Source organism: Pseudomonas sediminis (assembly GCF_039555755.1).
Classification (GTDB): domain Bacteria; phylum Pseudomonadota; class Gammaproteobacteria; order Pseudomonadales; family Pseudomonadaceae; genus Aquipseudomonas; species Aquipseudomonas mendocina_D.
Genome location: NZ_CP154631.1, coordinates 655165 through 674128, shown reverse-complemented (window position 1 = coordinate 674128; position 18964 = coordinate 655165). Strand labels below are relative to the sequence as shown.

Below are 18964 nucleotides of genomic sequence, written 5' to 3'. Positions count from 1 at the left end.
AGGTTGATAGCATTCTGACCGCCATGGCTTGCCATGGCGGTTTCGTTTCATATACGAGAAAACAGGAGCACCCTATGGAGATGAACGTCGAGGAACTGGTGAAAATATCCGAGGCCTGGCTGCCGGTGGTGTTGGAGTACAGCGGCAAGCTGACCCTGGCAGTGATCACTCTGCTGATCGGCTGGTGGCTGATCAGCCGGCTGACGTCGAGCATCGAGAGCATGCTCGCAGCGCGTAAGGTGGACCGCGCGTTGAGCAGCTTCATTGGCAGCCTGGTCAGCATCGTGCTGCGTATTCTGCTGCTGATCAGCGTGGCTTCGATGATCGGTGTGGAGACCACTTCGTTCATCGCCATGATCGGTGCGGCGGGTCTGGCCATCGGCCTGGCGCTGCAGGGCAGCCTGGCCAACTTCGCGGGTGGCGTGCTGATCATGCTGTTTCGCCCGTTCCGCGCGGGCGACTGGATCGAGGGGCAAGGCGTTTCCGGTAGCGTCGACAGCATCCAGATCTTCCACACCACGCTGAAAACGGCGGATAACAAGGTGGTGATCGTGCCCAATGGCGCGCTGTCCAACGGCCATATCACCAACTACTCGCGTGAGCCGCGTCGGCGCGCCGACATCAATATCGGCATCGACTACTCCAGCGATATCAAGCGTGCCCGTGAAGTGCTGCTTGATATCGCCAAGGACCCGCGTGTGCAGCTTGACCCCGCGCCCGTGGTATTCGTGACCGGGCTGGGTGAAAGCGCCGTGAACATCTCGCTGCGCGTATGGGTGGCGACTGGTGATTTCTGGCCGGTGACCTTCGAGTTCACCGAACTGGCCAAGGAGCGTCTGACCGAGGCGGGTATTGGTATTCCGTTCCCGCAGCGGGTGGTGCATTTAGCCAAGGCCGAGTGAGGCGCGCTGAAATGAAAAAGCCCCGGTCGATCAGAGCGTGTGAAAACGCACTGACGCCAGAAAAATCCAACGCCCCGACTGGTTCGGGGCGTTGGTGTTTTTGATGCTTGGAAATGGAAGGCGGGATTTACCCCAACAGCTCGATCAGCCGACGGGCACCCATCACATTGATGGCACGCTTCAGGTTGTAGGCGTTGACCGCCAGGGCCATTTCCGTCCGAGCGCCCTGCAGTTGTCGGAGCAGGAAGCGACCATTACCCAAAATCCATTGCTTCAGGTTGCCGAAGGGATGTTCGACGATGGATCGGCGCCTGACCATCATCTCTGGATGCGCCTGCATCCGCTGATGCATGCGCTCGAATGCGGCCTCATGGACATGCCGAGTCACGTGTCGACGTTTAGCCTTGGTGCAGCGTGATTTCAATGGACAAGCCGTGCAGTCGCCGCGTAGAGCATAAATGCGCTGTAGGCCGTTTACCTGCTTGAGCGGTAACCATTGGCCTGCAGGGCATTGGTACTGGTCGTTTTCTGCGTCGTAGCTGAAGGCGCTGCGATCGAATAGCGGCGTGTCGTCGCCCTTGTTATTTATGCCCCGATTCTCCGGCACATAGGCCGTAATCCCAGCATCATCACACGCTTGAAACTGCTCACCATTGGAGTAGCCGGCATCGGCTGTAACCGTCAGCTCTTCCTGCGCCAGGATCGCCTGGGCAGCCTTGGCCATAGGTTCCAGTTGTTGGTTATCGCTGCCATCCTGAGTGACAGCATGATGCACGATCAGCCCATGCTCGCCATCCACCGCGTTTTGCACGTTATAAGCCACGCGAGCCCCCTAGTGGGTACGCATCATGCGCGCCTCGCTCTCACCCACGACGAACTGCTCCAGCCCCTGTACCTCCATCAACGCCTGGGCTGTCAGGTTATCGGCATGTCGGCTCTCCAGCTGCTGCAGCGCAGCCTTGACCGCACTGCGATCAACCACTTCAGCGGCCTCACTGCGGTCAGCCTCGTCCAGTTCGGCCAGATAACGGGCGATCTGCGCCTCCAGCTTGCCTTGTTGACGCTTGAGCTTCGTCAGGCTCAGATGCTTGCGTTGCGACGCTACCGCCTGAAACTTGCTGCCATCGATGGCCACGAGTTGCCCGCTGATCAGCCCCACCTGGCGACAGAACCGGACGAAGGTGCGGCAGGTCGCCTGAAAAGCAGCGCTGTTGTCCTTGCGAAAATCAGCAATGGTCTTGAAATCCGGTGCCAATCGGCCCAGCAGCCACATCACCTCGACATTGCGTTGGCACTCAGCTTCCAGGCGCCGGGAGGAGCGGATGCGCTGGAAGTAACCGTACAGATAAAGCTTGAGTAGATCCGCTGGATCATAGCCAGGACGTCCAGTCTTGAGTGGTTCGGCCTTGCTGAAACCCAGAGCCTGCAGATCCAGGCGGGCGACATAGGCCTCGATCACCCGTACCAGGTGATCCTCCGGCACCAGCTCCTCCAATGTGGGAGGAAACAGGCTGCTTTGCTGACGACCTTCGCCCTGGATGTAGCCCATAAACGACAATGCCCCCATCGACTGATGGAGGCATTGTCTTCAGCTTGCTCTCAGACTGCTAGGTTTTCACACAGTCTGTCGATCCGGGGCTTTTTTCTGTCTGCCAATCAGGCCTTGTCGAGCGCAGGTGGCGTCGCATCCGGCAACGGCTGGCGCTTGTCACGCCGCCACTGGACGATGATCAGCAGCAGTGTCGGTATTCCCATCAGCGCTGTGGCCAGGAAGAAGTGCGCGTAGCCGAGGCTTTCCACCATCACGCCGGAATAGCCGCCGATCAGACGCGGCAGCAACAGCATGATGGAGCTGAGCAGGGCGTACTGGGTGGCGGAGAACTTCAGGTTGGTCAGACTCGACAGATAGGCCACGAACGCCGAGGTAGCCAGGCCTGCGCTGAAATTGTCGCAGCTGATGGTGACGATCAGCATGTTCAGGTGCGGACCCATGCCCACCAACAGCATGAACATCAAGTTGGTGGCCGCCGATGCGGCAGCACCGATCAGCAGAATCGGCATGATGCCGAAGCGCACGATCAACAGACCGCCGACACCGGCGCCGAGCAGGGTCATCACCAGGCCGAAAATCTTGCTGACGCTGGCAATCTGTTCCTTGGTGAAGCCCTGGTCGATGTAGAACACGTTGGCCATCACGCCCATTACCGTATCGGACAGGCGATAGGTGGCGATCAGGCTTAGCAGCAGCAGCGCCTGCCAGCGATAGCGCACGATGAAGTCGTTGACCGGCGTGAGCACCGGGGCCATGCCGCCCCAGAACAGGCTGGAGATGGACAGGCCGGTGAGCAGGGTATAGAGCAGTGCACGCAGGAAGGCGCGGTCGTAGTAGAGCAGCTCCTGCAGGCTTATCTGGCCCTGGAACACCAGCATCAGGTCACTTTCGTAGAACTGGGTGACCATGGCCGGGATGGCTATCAGCAGAATGATCAGCAGCAGTACGGAAAGCAGTTGGTGGAAGAACCCGTACCTGGCGGCAGCCGTTTTCAGCACCGGTGCCAGCCCGCCCCAGAACAGCCCGGATGCGCAGACGCAGGCCAGAGTGCTGTAGAGCAGGGCGCGCAGGAAGGCGCGGTCGTTATAGAGCAGTTCCTGCATGCTGACGTCGCCGAGCAGCACCGCTATCAGATCGCTCTGATAGAACTGGATGAACATGGTCGGCACGGCGATGATCAGCATGATGACCGCGCTGATCGCCAGCAGTTGGTGGAAAAATCCGTGCTTGGGCGGCGCGACATGGATGTGTGGCGGTGCTGGCGGCTCGCGCATCCAGATGGAGGTGAGCAGGCCTGGCAGCATCAGCAGGGCGAAGACCATGTAGGTGCCGGTCCAGGCGCTGAATTGGTAGTTCTTGGCGGTCGAGCCGAAGCCTTCGGCAAAGTACAGCGCACCGGCTGTTGCCAGCAGCGCGGCGACGCGGTAGCCGGTCATGTAAGCGGCGGCCAGCGCAGCCTGATGCTCATCGCCGAGAATTTCCAGGCGGTAGGCGTCGATGGCAATGTCCTGGGTGGCCGATGCGAAGGCCACCAGCACGGCGAGGGCGATCAGCGTCGACAGATGCGTCTGCGGATCGTAATAGGCCATGCCGATCAAGCCGATGGCGACCAGGCCTTGCGACAGCACCAGCCAGGAGCGGCGCCGGCCAAGTTTGCCCAGTAGCGGCAGGCGCCACTGGTCGAGCATGGGCGCCCACACCCATTTGAAGGCGTAGGCCAGGCCGATGAGGCTGGCGAAACCGATTGTCTCGCGTGCTACTCCGGCTTCGCGCAGCCATACCGAAAGGGTCGAGAACACCAGCATGTAGGGCAGGCCGGCGGCGAAACCCAGAAGCAGCAGAGCCAGTGTGGCGGGGTTGGCGTAGGTGGCGAGGGCGTCTCGCCAGGATTTGCGTGGCATCAGGCTCGAATCTGGGCAGGGGTGGTTCGTAGGGCGCACTCTAACTGCTGTGCTCCATCGGGCGCCAGCCGTGAAGACGCATATCCACACGTTCGTTCAGGATGTTGATGCCCTCCGCGCGCAGACGTGCCCGTTGTTCGTTACCAGAGGGGCTGCCGGCAGCCAGACTGAGGCGCCCGCCAGCGGCGATAACCCGATGCCAGGGGAGTGTGGTGCCATCCGGCAACTGGCTCAGCGTGCGGCCGACCCAGCGCGCGGCGCGGCCCAGTCCTGCCAACTGCGCCAGTTCGCCATAGCTGACGACCTTGCCCTCAGGCACCTGTGCCAATACCAGATACAGCGCCTCGCGACGCGCTTCCACGCTTGCCGGTGGTGGTGCCGGCCATGCAGACTCTGGCGGTTTCGTCTTGCCCATAGGGTTCGTCCTTCATCATGCGCGTACTACTCGCCTTGTTCCTTTCTACCCTGGCAGCCCCGATCTGGGCCGATACCGTCTGGCTGAACAACGGTGACCGCCTCAGCGGTGAGATTATCCTGCTCGATGGCGGCAAGCTGGCGCTCAAGACCAAATACGCCGGCCAGGTGCTGATCGACTGGAAGGATATCGATACCCTCAGCTCGGACAAACCCCTGCTGGTGCGCCGCAGCGGTTTCGACAACGAACGCAGCGAAAGGTTGGCAGCAGCCGGGGCGGGCATGGTCCGAGTGCAGGGGGAGCGCCAGTACATCCTGCCGCTGGCGCAGATCAAACGGCTGATTCCGCCGCGGCCAGTGCTGGAAGACCGCCTCTGGGAGGGCAACCTCGACGCCAAGCTGGATATGAAGCGCAACCAGAACGATGTCGATGAATGGAAGCTCAAGGGTGACACCCGGATCGAACACGGGCGCTGGCGCCATGTGCTCAGTGGCGAACTGGAGCGCGAAACCAAGAACGACAGGAAGGTCGAGGACAATTGGGAGCTGGAATACGACCTCGATCGTTTTCTCTCCGAGCATTGGTTCTGGCGGGTTGGCGTGGAGCAGGCTGAGGACGAGTTCGAAGCCATCGACCGTCAGCGCATCGTCGGCACCGGCCCGGGTTATCGTTTCTGGGATGACGAGCTGGGGCGTTTTGACCTGATCGGCCAGTTCAACCGTGTACGCCTTGAGTCTGATATAGCCGACCTGGCCTTCAACACGACGTCGCTGGAACTGGATTACAAGCGCCTGCTGTGGGGCACGCGACTGGAGTTCTACGCCAATGCCGAATTGCAGGTTCCGCAAATCGATGAGATCGACTACGTGCTTGATAGTGAGTTCGGCTTGCGCTATCGGCTCAATCAGTGGGCGCGCCTTTCTCTTTTGTATGAACTGGACCAGTTGCGTGGACAGGGGCGTACGGTGTCGGACCGGCATTACCTGATCGGCGTGGGCGTCGGTTGGTGACGCCCCTCTACAGAGCACCGCTCGACGGGAAAAGCTGAACTCTGCGAATCAGGCCCGGTCAGCTGTTGCTCTGGCGCCGGGGTTGCGGATAATGCCCGGCTTTCGTCCACCAACGCCGTTGCCCAACTTATGTCGCGCTCTACATCGCTGTCCCTGCTAGGCCTGAGCATCGCTCTGTGCAGTTCCGCCGCCTTCGCCGATACCGTCTGGCTGAAGAATGGAGACCGTCTCTCCGGCACCATCCGCTTCTTCGACGGCAGCAAGCTGCTGCTGGAAACCGACTATGGCGGCTCCATCCCGCTGGACTGGAAGAAAATCGCCACCCTGGAAAGTGATCACGAGCTGCTGGTCAAGCTAGGTCCGGTGGATGGCGAGCGCGCCAAGTCGCTGCTGGCTGCCGAACCTGGCAAGGTGACCCTGGCCAACGGCGAAGCGCCGAAGACCATCGAGCTGACGCAGATCGAGCAGATCATGAAGCCCAAACCGCTGGTGGAGGATTTCACCTGGAAGGGCAATATCGACCTTGGTCTGGACTACAAGCGCGGCGAGCGTGACTCCGACGACTACGACGTCGATATCAAGACCCAGGCCCGTCACGGTCTTTGGCGGCATAACGCAATTGCCGACTATAACCGCGAGCTGAAGAACGACGTCGTCAGCACCGACAACTGGAGCGCCGAATACGCGCTCGACCGTTTCCTCACCGAGAAATGGTTCTGGCAGGGACGCTTCGAGTACAAGCGCGACCGCATTGAGGAAGTGCAGCGTCAGCGTACCCTCGGTACCGGCCCTGGTTACCAGTTCTGGGATGACGAGCTGGGTGCGTTCTCCATCGCCACCCTGGCCAACCGCAGCGATTACCGCTACAGCAACGGTGAGCAGGACCGCTTCTATGCGATGAGCGTGAAGTGGGACTACAACCGCTACCTGATCGGCAAGACCGTCGAATTGTTCAGTGTCGGCGAGCTGGGTAAACCCCTTGAAGGGGTTGCCGATTACACCCTGGATGCCGAAGTTGGTCTGCGTTACAAGGTGACCGATTGGGCGTCGCTGAACATGAAGGCCGAGAAGGATATGGTCAGCGGTGCCGAGGGGGATCTGGACGAAACCCGTTATACCCTTGGCTTCGGTGTCGGCTGGTAACCGCCCCCGGTAAACGAAAAAGCCCGCGATCTGCTCGCGGGCTTTTTATTGGTCGGCGGAATCAGGTTTCCTCCGGCTCCCGCTGTTTCCAGCCTGCGCCACCAGGCAGCACCAGGTTGAGCAGCAGCGCGCTTATGGCGCACAGGGAAATCCCCGACAGAGCGAATTCCTTGCCGCCGATGACCATGCCGCCGATACCGAATACCAGGGTCACCGAGACGATGATCAGGTTGCGCGCTTCGGAAAGGTCGACCTGGTGGCGAATCAAGGTGTTGAGGCCGACCACGGCGATGGAGCCGAACAGCAGGCACAGAATGCCGCCCATTACCGGGACCGGAATACTCTGCAGGGCCACGCCGAACTTGCCAATGAAGGCCAGGGCGATGGCGAATACCGCGGCCCAGGTCATGATCTTCGGGTTGTAACTCTTGGTCAGCATCACCGCGCCGGTCACTTCGGCGTAGGTGGTGTTGGGCGGGCCACCGAACAGGCCGGCTGCCGAGGTGGCGAGGCCGTCACCGAGCAGGGTGCGGTGCAGGCCCGGCTTCTTGACGAAGTTCTTGCCGGTGACGTTGCCGATGGCGACCACGCCGCCGATGTGCTCGATGGCTGGCGCCAGAGCGACTGGTACCATGTACAGGATCGCGCCCCAGTGCAGTTCCGGTGCGATGAAGTTGGGTACGGCGAGCCAGGCGGCTTGTTCAACGGCGCTGGTGTCGATCACCCCGAGCACGGCAGCGATGGCGCAGCCGACCGCGATGCCGGCCAGGATCGGTACCAGGCGGAAGATGCCCCGGCCCAGCACGGCCACCAGCAGGGTGGTGATCAGTGCCGGCATCGAGATCATCATCGCGGTGCTGTAGGGCACCAGCTCGACACTGCCATCACCGGCCTTGCCCATTGCCATGTTCACCGCGACCGGCGACAGCGCCAGGCCGATGGAAATGATCACCGGCGCGATCACTACGGGAGGCAGCAGGCGGTCGATGAAGTTGGGGCCGCGCAGTTTGACCAGCGCCGACAGCAGGATGTAGACCAGGCCGGCGGCGATCACGCCCCCCATCACGGCGGGTAGGCCGAACTCGCCCTTGGCTGCCAGGATCGGCGCGATAAAGGCAAAGCTGGAGGCCAGGAACACCGGTACCTGACGCTTGGTGACCAGTTGGAACAGCAGGGTACCGATGCCGGCAGTGAACAGCGCGACGTTGGGGTCCATGCCTGTGATCAGTGGCATCAGTACCAGCGCGCCGAAGGCCACGAACAGCATCTGTGCGCCGGAGATGCCCTGGCGCCACAGTGGATCGTTGAATTCCGTTTGCGACATGTCAGGCGTCCTTTTGCTTGGTGCCGAAGATCTTGTCGCCGGCATCGCCCAGGCCCGGAATGATGTAGCCGTGTTCGTTCAGACACTGATCGATTGAGGCGGTGAAGATGGTCACGTCCGGATGAGCCTGCTCGACTGCCTTGATGCCTTCGGGAGCGGCAACCAGGACCATGGCGCGAATGTCCTTGCAGCCAGCTTTTTTCAGCAGGTCGATGGTGGCGACCATCGAACCGCCGGTGGCGAGCATCGGGTCGATGATCAGGGCCAGGCGCGAGTCGATTTCCGGCGCCAGCTTTTCCAGGTAAGTGTGCGCTTCCAGGGTTTCCTCGTTGCGCGCGACGCCCACTGCGCTGACCTTGGCACCGGGAATCAGGCTGAGCACGCCGTCGAGCATGCCGATGCCGGCGCGCAGGATAGGCACCACGGTGATTTTCTTGCCGGCGATCTTCTCCACCTGCACGGTGCCCGCCCAGCCTTCGATGTCGTAGGCTTCCAGAGGCAAGTCGTTGGTGGCCTCATAAGTCAGCAGGGCGCCCACTTCCTGGGCCAGCTCACGGAAATTCTTGGTGCTGATATCGGCGCGGCGCATCAGGCCGATCTTGTGACGGATCAGCGGGTGGCGGATCTCGCGAGTGGGCATGGGCTGGGATCTCCAACGGGGCTCTGGGAAAAATCGCGTTAGATTAAAGCATTGCTCATGCCAAGTGGTGGGTGACTGATGAGTCACGATGCCCTGCGCTGTGCATCGGCTACGCTGGTCAGTCGATACTTGGCAAGTGCTGCACGGGTCTGTACCTTTGCCCGCTTTTATTTGACGGCTCGATCAGCTTTCAGGCTGTTCGCCGCCATTCATCAGTCCGATCAAGAGAGAGCACACCATGTCCGCCGATCTCGCGCACATTCGCCAAATCATGGCGGAAGCCGACTGCCTGTTCACCGAAGCCGAGGTGGAAGCGGCCATCGACAGGGTTGCCAGCCAGATCAACGCCGAGCTGGCCGAGCGCAATCCGGTGGTGTTCTGCGTGATGAACGGCGGCCTGATCTTCTCCGGCAAACTGCTGACCAAGCTGAACTTCCCGCTCGAGGCGTCCTATCTACACGCGACCCGTTATCGCAATGAAACCAGCGGTGGCGAACTGTTCTGGAAGGCCAAGCCGGAAGTTTCCTTCATCGACCGCGATGTGCTGATCGTCGACGACATCCTCGATGAAGGGCACACCCTCGGTGCGATCATCGATTTCTGCCGCCATGCCGGTGCACGTGCCGTGCATACCGCGGTGTTGATCGACAAGGAGCATGACCGCAAGGCGCGTCCGGACCTGAAAGCCGACTACGTCGGGCTGCAGTGCATCGACCGCTATATCTTCGGTTATGGCATGGACTACAAGGGCTACTGGCGCAACGCCGCTGGCATCTACGCGGTCAAGGGGCTGTAAGCCTGATACCAGGTTCACACACCTGCTTTCCGTAGGAGCCCCGCCCCGGGGCGAAGCTGTTGATGTCAGTGCCGCCCAGCTTCGCGGCGGGGCGCCGCTCCTACAGATCGCCGTCGGGCGCGAAGCCCGGATGAAATCCGGTCACGGCCTCAGGCCTCTCCCAACCAGCGCAGCGCCTTTTCTCGTGCTTGCGGCAGGTCCCGCACATAGGCCAGCTCGCCCTCGCGGCGATGTACGCCGGCGCGACGTAATTGCAGGCGCACCTGCGCCGTCGGCCCGCTCAGAATCAGCGCCACACCCTGCTGGCGGTAATCGCGCAGCACGTTGTCCAGCGCGGCAATGGCTGTCATGTCCAGCAGTGGCACGGCGCTGATATCGACGATGGCTATCTTCACTCCCGGCGTGAAACGCCGCAGCACGCTCAACGCCTTTTCTGCCGCGCCAAAGAACAGCGGGCCGCGAATGGCGTAAGCCAGCACGTGCTCGGGCAGATCCAGCAAGGCCTGACGTTGCTGCCGATTCAGCGCCGCGGTATCGGTCAGCTCGCTCATGCGCTTGATGAACAGCCCAGCCGCCAGCAGCAGGCCGACGCCGACGGCCAGCACCATGTCGAACAGCACCGTTAGTGCCAGGCAAGTGAGCAGTACCAGCACATCGCTGCGTGGCGCGATACGCAGGGTGTGGACGACATGGTGGGGTTCGCTCATGTTCCACGCCACGATCAGCAGCAGCGCTGCCAGGGCGGCCATGGGCAAATAGCTGAACAGCGGCGCGAGTAACAGAATCGCCGCCAGTACCACGCCCGCATGAACCAGTGCCGCCAGTGGGGAGAACGCACCGGCACGCACGTTGGCGGCGGTACGGGCAATGGCAGCGGTGGCGGTGATGCCGCCGAAGAACGGTGCAGCCAGATTGCCCAGACCCTGACCGATCAGTTCGGCGTTGGGGTCATGCTTGCTGCCGGTCATGCCGTCGGCTACCACCGCGCACAGCAATGACTCGATGGCGCCGAGCATGGCGATAGCGAATGCCGGCGCCAGCAGTTGGCGGATCAGTTCGAATGAAAGCACCAGCGGCTGGCCGCCGGCGCCCGGCAGGTTCCAGGGTAACGACAGGTCCGGCAGGAAAGGTGGGATGCCGGGATATTCGATGCCGTCGAGCTGATAGCTGAAGCGCTCGCCCAATGTCGCCACGGGCAGCCCCAGGCGCTCCAGGGCCAGTGCCAGCAACGCACCAATCGCCAGGGCGACCAAGTGTGCAGGAATCTTCGGTACCAGGCGTGGCCAGATCAGCAGTGTCGCCAGGCACGCGGCGCCCACCAGGCTGTCGCCGAGTTGCAGGCTGGGCAAGGCACGGATCAGCAGGTTCACCTGTTCCAGAAGGTGCTGGGGTGTGCCGGCGAAGTGCAGGCCGAACAGATCCTTGATCTGCAGAACGGCAATGACGATGCCGATGCCGGCGGTAAAGCCCAGTGTTACCGGATAGGGCACAAACTCGATCAGGCGTCCGGCGCGCAGCAGCCCCAGGGTGATCAGGATCACGCCAGCCATCAGCGTACACAGCAGCAAGCCGCCGAGACCGTACTGCTGGGTGATCGGCAGCAGGATCACCACGAAGGCGGCGGTGGGGCCGGAAATATTGAAGCGCGAGCCGCCGCACAGGGCGATCAGCGGTGCAGCGATCAGCACGGTATAAAGGCCGTGCTGCGGTGCCACGCCCACGGCAATAGCCAGTGCCATGGCCAGTGGAATGGCGATGATGCCCACCGTCAGGCCGGCGCTCAGGTCGCCGCGCAAGGCCTTCCAGGAGTAGCCCGCGCGCAGGGTCTGGCGCCAGGCGGCGAACAGCGGCAACGATAGACGTGACATGCTAGGCTCCCTAGTGGCTTGGCGCATTATAGGAGCGAGTTCGTCGGGCGCGGCATGACCTAGGTCGGCTGTTGTGTCGATTGATCGCGTGTTAGCCTGCACGGCTGCGCGTTGAGCCGCGCGCGGCTCGGCGGTACACTGCCGGCCCTCTGTAATGCTGGCGGGAGCGGGCGATGCGTAAAGACAAGAAGCAGGTGATTGGCGAAGAAATCAGCGACGACTCGATCAAGCTGTTCCTTGCGGTGGAGCCAGCGGACGCCACGCCGCCTTCGCTGCACAAGCTGGTCAAGGCTTATCGCGGTCTGCGTATCGATGACTTCGAGCGTTTCATGGGTTTCTTCGTCGCTGAAGGCTACGATCTCTCGGCCACCGATGCACAGGGCAATGATTTCATTGCGCTGATTCAGGATCAGCGCAATGCCGAGCCTTACATCGAAGTGATCAAGGCTGCTCGCGGCTGATCTTTGCTGTTTTCGAGAAATGCCCGCATTCCGCAAGGAGGCGGGCATTTTTCATGGCTGCACGGCTGCGGACTTGAATTTAGGGCAATAAAAAACCGGCCACCAGGGCCGGTTTTTCAAGAACCTGTCGCGATTAAGCGGCAGCAGCTTCGCCCAGCGCCTTGATGTGCGCGTTCAGGCGGCTCTTGTGGCGAGCGGCTTTGTTCTTGTGGATGATGCCTTTGTCAGCCATGCGGTCGATGACCGGAACGGCTGCAGTGTAAGCGGTTTTGGCAAGCTCGAGATCTTTGGCAGCAATAGCCTTGACTACGTTCTTGATGTAAGTACGAACCATCGAGCGCAGGCTGGCGTTATGGCTACGGCGCTTCTCAGCCTGTTTGGCGCGTTTTTTGGCAGAAGGTGAGTTGGCCACCGTCAAGCTCCTCGAAAACTGGGGGGTTACGACAAATAAGGCCGCGAATCATGCCGATCCATCTGCCTGCTGTCAAGTCTGATGACGCTTTCCTGTGCTGGCCTGACCAGTGGTGGCTCGCTACACTCGACGCCTTCGTTGGGCGGCGGATTGTCCGCTACTGCACCTCTTTATGGAAGCCGAAATACCCCATGAATCTCCTCAAGTCCCTGGCTGCCGTCAGTTCACTGACCATGGTTTCGCGCGTGCTGGGGTTCGTGCGCGACACCATCATCGCCCGCACCTTTGGGGCCGGAGTGGCGTCGGACGCCTTCGTGGTGGCCTTCAAGCTGCCCAACCTGCTGCGCCGTATTTTTGCCGAAGGGGCGTTCTCTCAGGCCTTCGTGCCGATTCTGGCCGAGTACAAGATGCAACAGGGCGAGGAGGCTACGCGCACCTTCATTGCCTATGTATCGGGGTTGCTGACCCTGGTGCTGGCGCTGGTCACGGCCATCGGCGTGCTCGCAGCGCCTTGGATCGTCTGGGCCACGGCGCCGGGTTTTGCCGATGAGGCCGAGCGCTTCGAGCTGACCGTCGATCTGCTGCGGGTGACCTTTCCTTATATATTGCTGATCTCCCTGTCATCGCTGGCGGGCGCCATTCTCAACACCTGGAACCGTTTTTCGGTGCCGGCATTCGTGCCGACGCTGCTCAACGTCAGCATGATCGTCTTCGCGCTGTTTCTGACGCCCTATTTCGACCCGCCGATCATGGCTCTCGGCTGGGCGGTGCTGGTCGGCGGCCTGGCCCAACTGCTCTGGCAACTGCCGCACCTTAAAAAGATCGGCATGCTGGTGCTGCCGCGCCTGAGTTTCGGTGATCTGGGTGTCTGGCGCGTGCTCAAACAGATGGGGCCAGCTATCTTCGGCGTCTCGGTGAGTCAGATTTCGCTGATCATCAACACGATATTCGCCTCCTTCCTGGTGGCTGGCTCGGTGTCCTGGATGTATTACGCCGACCGCCTGATGGAGCTGCCCTCGGGTGTGCTGGGCGTGGCGCTGGGCACCATCTTGCTGCCGGCACTCTCCAAGACCTACGCCAGCAAGAATCGCGACGAGTACCGTCGTCTGCTCGATTGGGGGCTGCGCCTGTGCTTTCTGTTGGTACTGCCCTGCACGTTGGCGCTGGCGATTCTCGCCGAGCCGCTGGTGGTGTCGCTATTCCAGTACGGCAAGTTCGGTGCAGAGGATGCGCTGATGACCCAGCGGGCGCTGGTGGCCTACTCGGTCGGCCTGCTGGCGTTGATTCTGATCAAGATCCTCGCGCCAGGCTTTTATGCCCAGCAGAACATCAAGACACCGGTGCGTATTGCCATCATCAGCCTGCTGGCCACCCAGGTGATGAATGCGCTGTTCGTGTTTGGCCTGGAGATGGCGCACGTCGGCCTGGCGCTGGCGATCAGCCTGGCGGCCTGCCTGAATGCCGGCCTGTTGTACTGGCAACTGCGCCGCGCCGATATCTTCCAGCCGCTGCCGGGCTGGGGGCTGTTCCTGTTCAAGCTGGTGGTTGCGGTGGCGGTGATGGTCGCTGTGTTGCTGGGGCTGTTGCAGGTGATGCCTGTCTGGGCAGAAGGGGAGATGCTCGTGCGCCTGTTGCGTCTCGGCGCGCTGGTGGCCGCTGGGCTGATTGCCTACTTCGGCATGCTGCTCATATTGGGCTTCCGTCCGCGTGATTTTGCCCGGCGGGCGTTGTAGCGATTTCACCCATCGCGATGCCTGTTGTGCATGGCGTGCTGTGCGTATAATCGGCCACTTTGTGAACAAGAAGCGTGCTATGCAGCTGGTTCGAGGTCTTCATAACCTGCAGCCCCAGGCGCGGGGCTGTGTGGTCACCATCGGTAATTTCGACGGCGTTCATCGTGGGCACCAGGCCATCCTGGCGCGCCTGCGTGAGCGTGCTGCGGAATTGGCCGTGCCCAGCTGTGTGGTGATCTTCGAGCCGCAGCCGCGTGAATTCTTCGGCCCGGACACCGCGCCGGCGCGTCTGACCCGCCTGCGTGACAAGCTCGCCCTGTTGGCCGCCGAAGGCGTCGACATGGTGCTGTGCCTGGCCTTCAACCGCCGCCTGCGCGAGCTGTCGGCTGCCGAGTTCGTCCAGCGTGTGCTGGTTGATGGCCTTGGCGTGAAGGATCTGGAAATCGGCGACGATTTCCGCTTCGGCTGCGACCGCGCCGGCGATTTCGAATTTCTCAAGGCCGCCGGCCAGCGTTACGGCTTCAGCGTCGATGCTTCGACCACGGTCGAAGTGCTCGGTGGCCGAGTCAGCAGCACGCGCGTGCGTCAGGCCCTGGCCGATGGCGATTTCGAACTGGCAGAAGCCTTGCTCGGCCGGCCGTTCCGCATCGCCGGCAGGGTCTTGCACGGGCAGAAGCTCGGTCGCCAGCTCGATGCACCAACGGCCAATATCCAGCTCAAGCGGCGCAAGGTTCCGCTGACCGGTGTTTATCTGGTGAGCTGTGAAGTCGATGGCGTGATTCAACCGGGTGTCGCCAATATCGGCGTGCGCCCCAGCGTTGCCGGTGACGGCAGCGCCCATCTGGAAGTGCATCTTCTGGATTTTGCCGGCGATCTGTATGGCCGGCGTCTCTCGGTGGCTTTCCACCACAAGCTGCGTGATGAGCAGCGTTTCGCCTCGCTGGAGGCCCTGAAGGCGGCGATTGCCGCTGATATCGCCGCTGCCCGTGAATATTGGCAGAGCCACCCGCTGATGAAGAGCCCGAAATGACCGACTACAAAGCTACGCTGAACCTGCCCGATACCCAGTTCCCGATGAAGGCCGGCCTGCCGCAACGCGAGCCGCAGACCCTGCAGCGCTGGAACGAGATTGGTCTGTATAGCAAGCTGCGCAAGATTGGCGAAGATCGGCCGAAGTTCGTCCTGCACGACGGCCCACCCTATGCCAACGGCAGCATCCACATCGGTCATGCGGTGAACAAGATCCTCAAGGACATCATCACCCGTTCCAAGACCCTGGCCGGCTTCGACGCGCCCTATGTCCCAGGCTGGGACTGCCATGGCCTGCCGATTGAGCACAAGGTCGAAACCACCTTCGGCAAGAATCAGCCGGCGGACCTGACCCGTGAGCGTTGCCGCACCTATGCCGGCGAGCAGATCGAAGGGCAGAAGGCCGATTTCATCCGCCTCGGCGTGCTGGGTGACTGGGACAACCCTTACAAGACCATGGATTTCGCCAACGAGGCCGGCGAGATTCGCGCCCTGGCCGAGATGGTCAAGCAGGGCTTCGTGTTCAAGGGCCTGAAGCCGGTGAACTGGTGCTTCGACTGCGGCTCGGCGCTGGCCGAGGCCGAGGTGGAGTATCAGGACAAGAAGTCCGATGCCATCGACGTTGCCTTCCCAATCGAAGATGCAGACAAGCTGGCCGCCGCCTTTGGCCTCAGCGAGCTGAGCAAACCGGCCGCCATCGTCATCTGGACCACCACGCCCTGGACCATCCCGGCCAACCAGGCGCTCAACGTGCATCCGGAGTTCACCTACGCGCTGGTCGACACCGGCGAGCGTCTCCTGCTGCTGGCTGAAGAACTGGTCGAGTCCTGCCTGCAGCGTTACGGTCTGCAAGGTCAGGTGATCGCGACCGCGCAGGGCGCCGCACTGGATCTGATCCGTTTCCGTCATCCGTTCTACGAGCGTTTCTCGCCGGTGTACCTGGCCGAATACGTCGAGCTGGGCGCCGGTACCGGCATCGTCCACTCGGCGCCGGCTTATGGTGAGGACGACTTCCGTACCTGCAAAGCCTACGGTATGAGCAATGACGACATTCTTAGCCCGGTGCAGAGCAATGGCGTATACACCCCGGAGCTGCCGTTCTTCGGCGGTCAGTTCATCTGGAAGGCCAACCCGGCCATCGTCGAGAAGCTTGCCGAAGTCGGTGCGCTGCTCAAGCATCAGCCAATCCAGCACAGCTACATGCACTGCTGGCGTCACAAGACGCCGCTGATCTACCGCGCCACCGCACAATGGTTCGTCGGCATGGATACCCAGCCGAAGCAAGGTGCGCCTCTGCGTGAGCGTGCGCTGGCAGCCATCGAGCAGACTCAGTTCGTCCCGGCCTGGGGCCAGGCGCGCCTGCACAGCATGATCGCCGGTCGTCCTGACTGGTGCATCTCGCGTCAGCGCAACTGGGGCGTGCCGATCCCGTTCTTCCTGCACAAGGCCACTGGCGAGCTGCACCCGCGCACTGTCGAGCTGATGGAAGAGGTCGCCAAGCGCGTCGAGCAAGAGGGCATCGAAGCCTGGTTCAAACTCGACGGCCCCGAGCTGCTTGGCGCTGAAGCAGCTGACTACGACAAGATCAACGACACCCTCGATGTGTGGTTCGACTCCGGTACCACGCACTGGCACGTGCTGCGCGGCTCCCACGACATGGGTCACACCGACGGCCCGCGCGCCGATCTGTACCTCGAAGGTTCGGATCAGCATCGTGGCTGGTTCCACTCCTCCCTGCTGACCGGCAGCGCCATCGATGGTCACGCGCCGTACAAGGCGCTGCTGACTCACGGCTTCGTGGTCGACGAGAACGGCCGCAAGATGTCCAAGTCCCTCGGCAACGTGGTCGCCCCGCAGGAGGTCAACGACAGCCTGGGCGCCGACATCATGCGCCTGTGGGTCGCCTCCACCGACTACTCCGGTGAGATGGCCGTGTCCAAGGTGATCCTGCAGCGCAGTGCCGATGCCTACCGGCGTATCCGCAACACCGCGCGCTTCATGTTGGCCAACCTCAACGGTTTCGATCCGGCCAAGGATCTGCTGCAGCTCGAGCAGATGCTCGACCTCGACCGCTGGGCCGTCGACGCGGCCCTGCGCCTGCAGGAAGAGATCATCGAGGCGTACGCCGACTACCGCTTCTGGAACGTGTATTCCAAGGTGCACAACTTCTGCGTGCAGGAGCTGGGCGGCTTCTACCTGGACATCATCAAGGACCGCCAGTACACCACCGCCGCCGACAGCGTGGCACGCCGCTCCTGCCAGAGCGCGCTGTTCCACATCAGCGAGGCGCTGGTGCGCTGGATCGCGCCGATCCTGGCCTTTACCGCCGAGGAAATCTGGCAGTTCCTGCCGGGCGAGCGCAACGAGTCGGTGATGCTCAATACCTGGTACACCGGTCTGCAGCGCCTGCCGGAAGGCTTCGAACTGGACCGCGCCTATTGGGACCGCGTGATGGAGGTCAAGGCCGCGGTCAACAAAGAGCTGGAGAACCTGCGTACGGCCAAGGCCATCGGTGCCAGCCTGCAGGCCGAGGTCACCCTGTTCTGCGACGAGGCCAAACAGGCCGACCTGGCCAAGCTCGGCGACGAGCTGCGTTTCGCCCTGATCACCTCGGCGGCGCAGACCGCGCCGCTGGCCGATGCGCCGGCCGATGCGGTGGTGACCGAGGTCGAAGGCCTGAAGCTGAAGATCCTCAAGTCCGCCCACGCCAAGTGCGGCCGTTGCTGGCACTTCCGCGCCGATGTCGGCAGTCATGCTGAACATCCGGAGCTGTGCGGCCGTTGCGTGAGCAACATCGAAGGCGAGGGAGAGGTGCGCAAGCATGCCTGAGTCCTCGCGTTTCGGGCATCTGCCCTGGTTGGTGCTGAGCGTGCTGATCCTGGTGGTCGACCGGGTGACCAAGGACATCTTCGAGGGCACGCTGAGCATGTATCAGCGTATCGAAGTCATTCCGGGTTACTTCGACTGGACCCTGGCCTACAACACCGGCGCGGCCTTCAGCTTTCTGGCCGATGCCGCGGGCTGGCAGCGCTGGTTATTCGCCGCCATCGCCATAGTCGTCAGCGTGGTGCTGGTGATCTGGCTCAAGCGCCTCAAGCGTCACGAGACCCTGCTGGCCGTGGCGCTGGCCATGGTCCTGGGCGGCGCGCTGGGCAATCTGTATGACCGCGTGGTGCTTGGCCATGTGGTCGACTTCATTCTGGTGCATTGGCAGAGCCGCTGGTTCTTCCCGGCATTCAACCTGGCCGACACCTTCATCACCATCGGCGCCATCCTGCTGGCGCTGGATATGTTCAAGAGCGACAAGTCCGCGAAGGAGGCTGCGCAATGACAGACGTACGCATCGGTCCGGACAGGGAAGTGACCCTGCATTTCGCCCTCAAGCTGGAAAACGGCGATGTGATCGACAGTACCTTCGACAAGCAACCGGCGACCTTCAAAGTCGGCGACGGCAACCTGCTGCCTGGTTTCGAACAGGCGCTGTACGGCTTCAAGGCTGGCGACAAGCGCAGCGTGCAGGTACAACCGGAGCAGGGCTTCGGCCAGCCCAACCCACAGAACGTGCAGATCATGCCGCGCAGCCAGTTCGAGGGCATGGAGCTCTCCGAAGGCCTGCTGGTGATCTTCAACGACGCCGCCAATGCCGAGCTGCCGGGTGTAGTCAAGGCGTTCGACGACAAGCAGGTCACCATCGACTTCAACCACCCGCTGGCCGGCAAGGTGCTTGACTTCGATGTGGAAATCATCGAAGTCAAGGCGCTCTAGCCCGTGCTGCCGC

The 18964-nt window shown here is 61.9% G+C and carries 16 protein-coding genes and 1 pseudogene; 10 read left to right on the top strand and 7 right to left on the bottom strand.

The window, feature by feature from the left end:
* The first annotated feature begins 74 nt into the window (after positions 1–74).
* Positions 75–902, top strand: coding sequence for a mechanosensitive ion channel family protein (locus tag AAEQ75_RS03265; RefSeq protein ID WP_343350882.1), 828 nt, complete (start codon positions 75–77; stop codon positions 900–902).
* A gap of 127 nt (positions 903–1029) precedes the next feature.
* Here AAEQ75_RS03265 and AAEQ75_RS03260 read toward each other — a convergent pair.
* From AAEQ75_RS03260 to AAEQ75_RS03250, 3 genes and pseudogenes are all read right to left on the bottom strand, one after another.
* Positions 1030–2451: pseudogene (locus AAEQ75_RS03260) on the bottom strand (IS1182 family transposase).
* 107 nt (positions 2452–2558) lie between these two features.
* Entirely contained in the window at positions 2559–4355 is a 1797-nt protein-coding gene (locus AAEQ75_RS03255) for an AmpG family muropeptide MFS transporter (RefSeq protein ID WP_343350881.1), read from the bottom strand.
* A 40-nt stretch (positions 4356–4395) separates the two neighbouring features.
* Positions 4396–4770, bottom strand: a complete 375-nt coding sequence (locus tag AAEQ75_RS03250; protein WP_143506905.1) for an MGMT family protein — start codon at positions 4768–4770, stop codon at positions 4396–4398.
* 17 nt (positions 4771–4787) lie between these two features.
* Here AAEQ75_RS03250 and AAEQ75_RS03245 point away from each other — a divergent pair, with 17 nt between their 5' ends.
* Together AAEQ75_RS03245 and AAEQ75_RS03240 are read left to right on the top strand one after the other, a co-directional pair.
* Positions 4788–5780 (top strand): DUF481 domain-containing protein, encoded by a 993-nt coding sequence (locus tag AAEQ75_RS03245; protein WP_343350880.1) that lies wholly within the window; start codon positions 4788–4790, stop codon positions 5778–5780.
* Positions 5781–5909: 129 nt separating this feature from the next.
* Positions 5910–6923 (top strand): DUF481 domain-containing protein, encoded by a 1014-nt coding sequence (locus AAEQ75_RS03240; protein ID WP_179575652.1) that lies wholly within the window; start codon positions 5910–5912, stop codon positions 6921–6923.
* Between the two features lie 61 nt (positions 6924–6984).
* Here AAEQ75_RS03240 and AAEQ75_RS03235 read toward each other — a convergent pair whose 3' ends face one another.
* On the bottom strand, positions 6985–8247 hold the full coding sequence (locus tag AAEQ75_RS03235) for a uracil-xanthine permease family protein (RefSeq protein ID WP_343350879.1): 1263 nt from the start codon (positions 8245–8247) through the stop codon (positions 6985–6987).
* Between the two features lies 1 nt (position 8248).
* The gene (gene upp / locus AAEQ75_RS03230) at positions 8249–8887 is read right to left on the bottom strand and encodes a uracil phosphoribosyltransferase (protein WP_041977009.1); all 639 of its coding nucleotides are present in this window, start codon (positions 8885–8887) and stop codon (positions 8249–8251) included.
* Between the two features lie 238 nt (positions 8888–9125).
* On the opposite strand from upp, the gene AAEQ75_RS03225 reads away from it, so the two are divergent.
* Positions 9126–9683 carry a hypoxanthine-guanine phosphoribosyltransferase gene (locus tag AAEQ75_RS03225; RefSeq protein ID WP_343350878.1) on the top strand — a complete coding sequence of 186 codons (558 nt, stop codon included), beginning with the start codon at positions 9126–9128 and terminating at the stop codon, positions 9681–9683.
* Positions 9684–9832: 149 nt separating this feature from the next.
* On the opposite strand, the gene dauA is transcribed toward AAEQ75_RS03225, so the two are convergent.
* A complete protein-coding gene (gene dauA, locus AAEQ75_RS03220) occupies positions 9833–11551 on the bottom strand; it encodes a C4-dicarboxylic acid transporter DauA (RefSeq protein WP_343350877.1) in 1719 nt (572 codons plus the stop codon).
* A gap of 173 nt (positions 11552–11724) precedes the next feature.
* Between dauA and AAEQ75_RS03215 the strand changes: the two genes are divergently transcribed.
* Positions 11725–12012, top strand: a complete 288-nt coding sequence (locus AAEQ75_RS03215; protein ID WP_343350876.1) for a PA4642 family protein — start codon at positions 11725–11727, stop codon at positions 12010–12012.
* Between the two features lie 133 nt (positions 12013–12145).
* On the opposite strand, the gene rpsT is transcribed toward AAEQ75_RS03215, so the two are convergent.
* A complete protein-coding gene (gene rpsT, locus AAEQ75_RS03210; RefSeq protein ID WP_003243036.1) occupies positions 12146–12424 on the bottom strand; it encodes a 30S ribosomal protein S20 in 279 nt (92 codons plus the stop codon).
* A 191-nt stretch (positions 12425–12615) separates the two neighbouring features.
* On the opposite strand from rpsT, the gene murJ reads away from it, so the two are divergent.
* From murJ to AAEQ75_RS03185, 5 genes are all read left to right on the top strand, one after another.
* The gene (murJ, locus tag AAEQ75_RS03205) at positions 12616–14157 is read left to right on the top strand and encodes a murein biosynthesis integral membrane protein MurJ (RefSeq protein WP_143506897.1); all 1542 of its coding nucleotides are present in this window, start codon (positions 12616–12618) and stop codon (positions 14155–14157) included.
* A gap of 79 nt (positions 14158–14236) precedes the next feature.
* A complete protein-coding gene (gene ribF, locus AAEQ75_RS03200; RefSeq protein ID WP_343350875.1) occupies positions 14237–15187 on the top strand; it encodes a bifunctional riboflavin kinase/FAD synthetase in 951 nt (316 codons plus the stop codon).
* Entirely contained in the window at positions 15184–18015 is a 2832-nt protein-coding gene (gene ileS / locus AAEQ75_RS03195; RefSeq protein WP_343350874.1) for an isoleucine--tRNA ligase, read from the top strand. Before ribF ends, ileS begins: the two co-directional genes overlap by 4 nt.
* Positions 18008–18517, top strand: coding sequence for a signal peptidase II (gene lspA, locus AAEQ75_RS03190; protein ID WP_343350873.1), 510 nt, complete (start codon positions 18008–18010; stop codon positions 18515–18517). The genes ileS and lspA overlap by 8 nt, the downstream gene beginning before the upstream one ends.
* The gene (locus AAEQ75_RS03185) at positions 18514–18951 is read left to right on the top strand and encodes an FKBP-type peptidyl-prolyl cis-trans isomerase (protein ID WP_143498154.1); all 438 of its coding nucleotides are present in this window, start codon (positions 18514–18516) and stop codon (positions 18949–18951) included. The genes lspA and AAEQ75_RS03185 overlap by 4 nt, the downstream gene beginning before the upstream one ends.
* Positions 18952–18964: the final 13 nt, after the last annotated feature.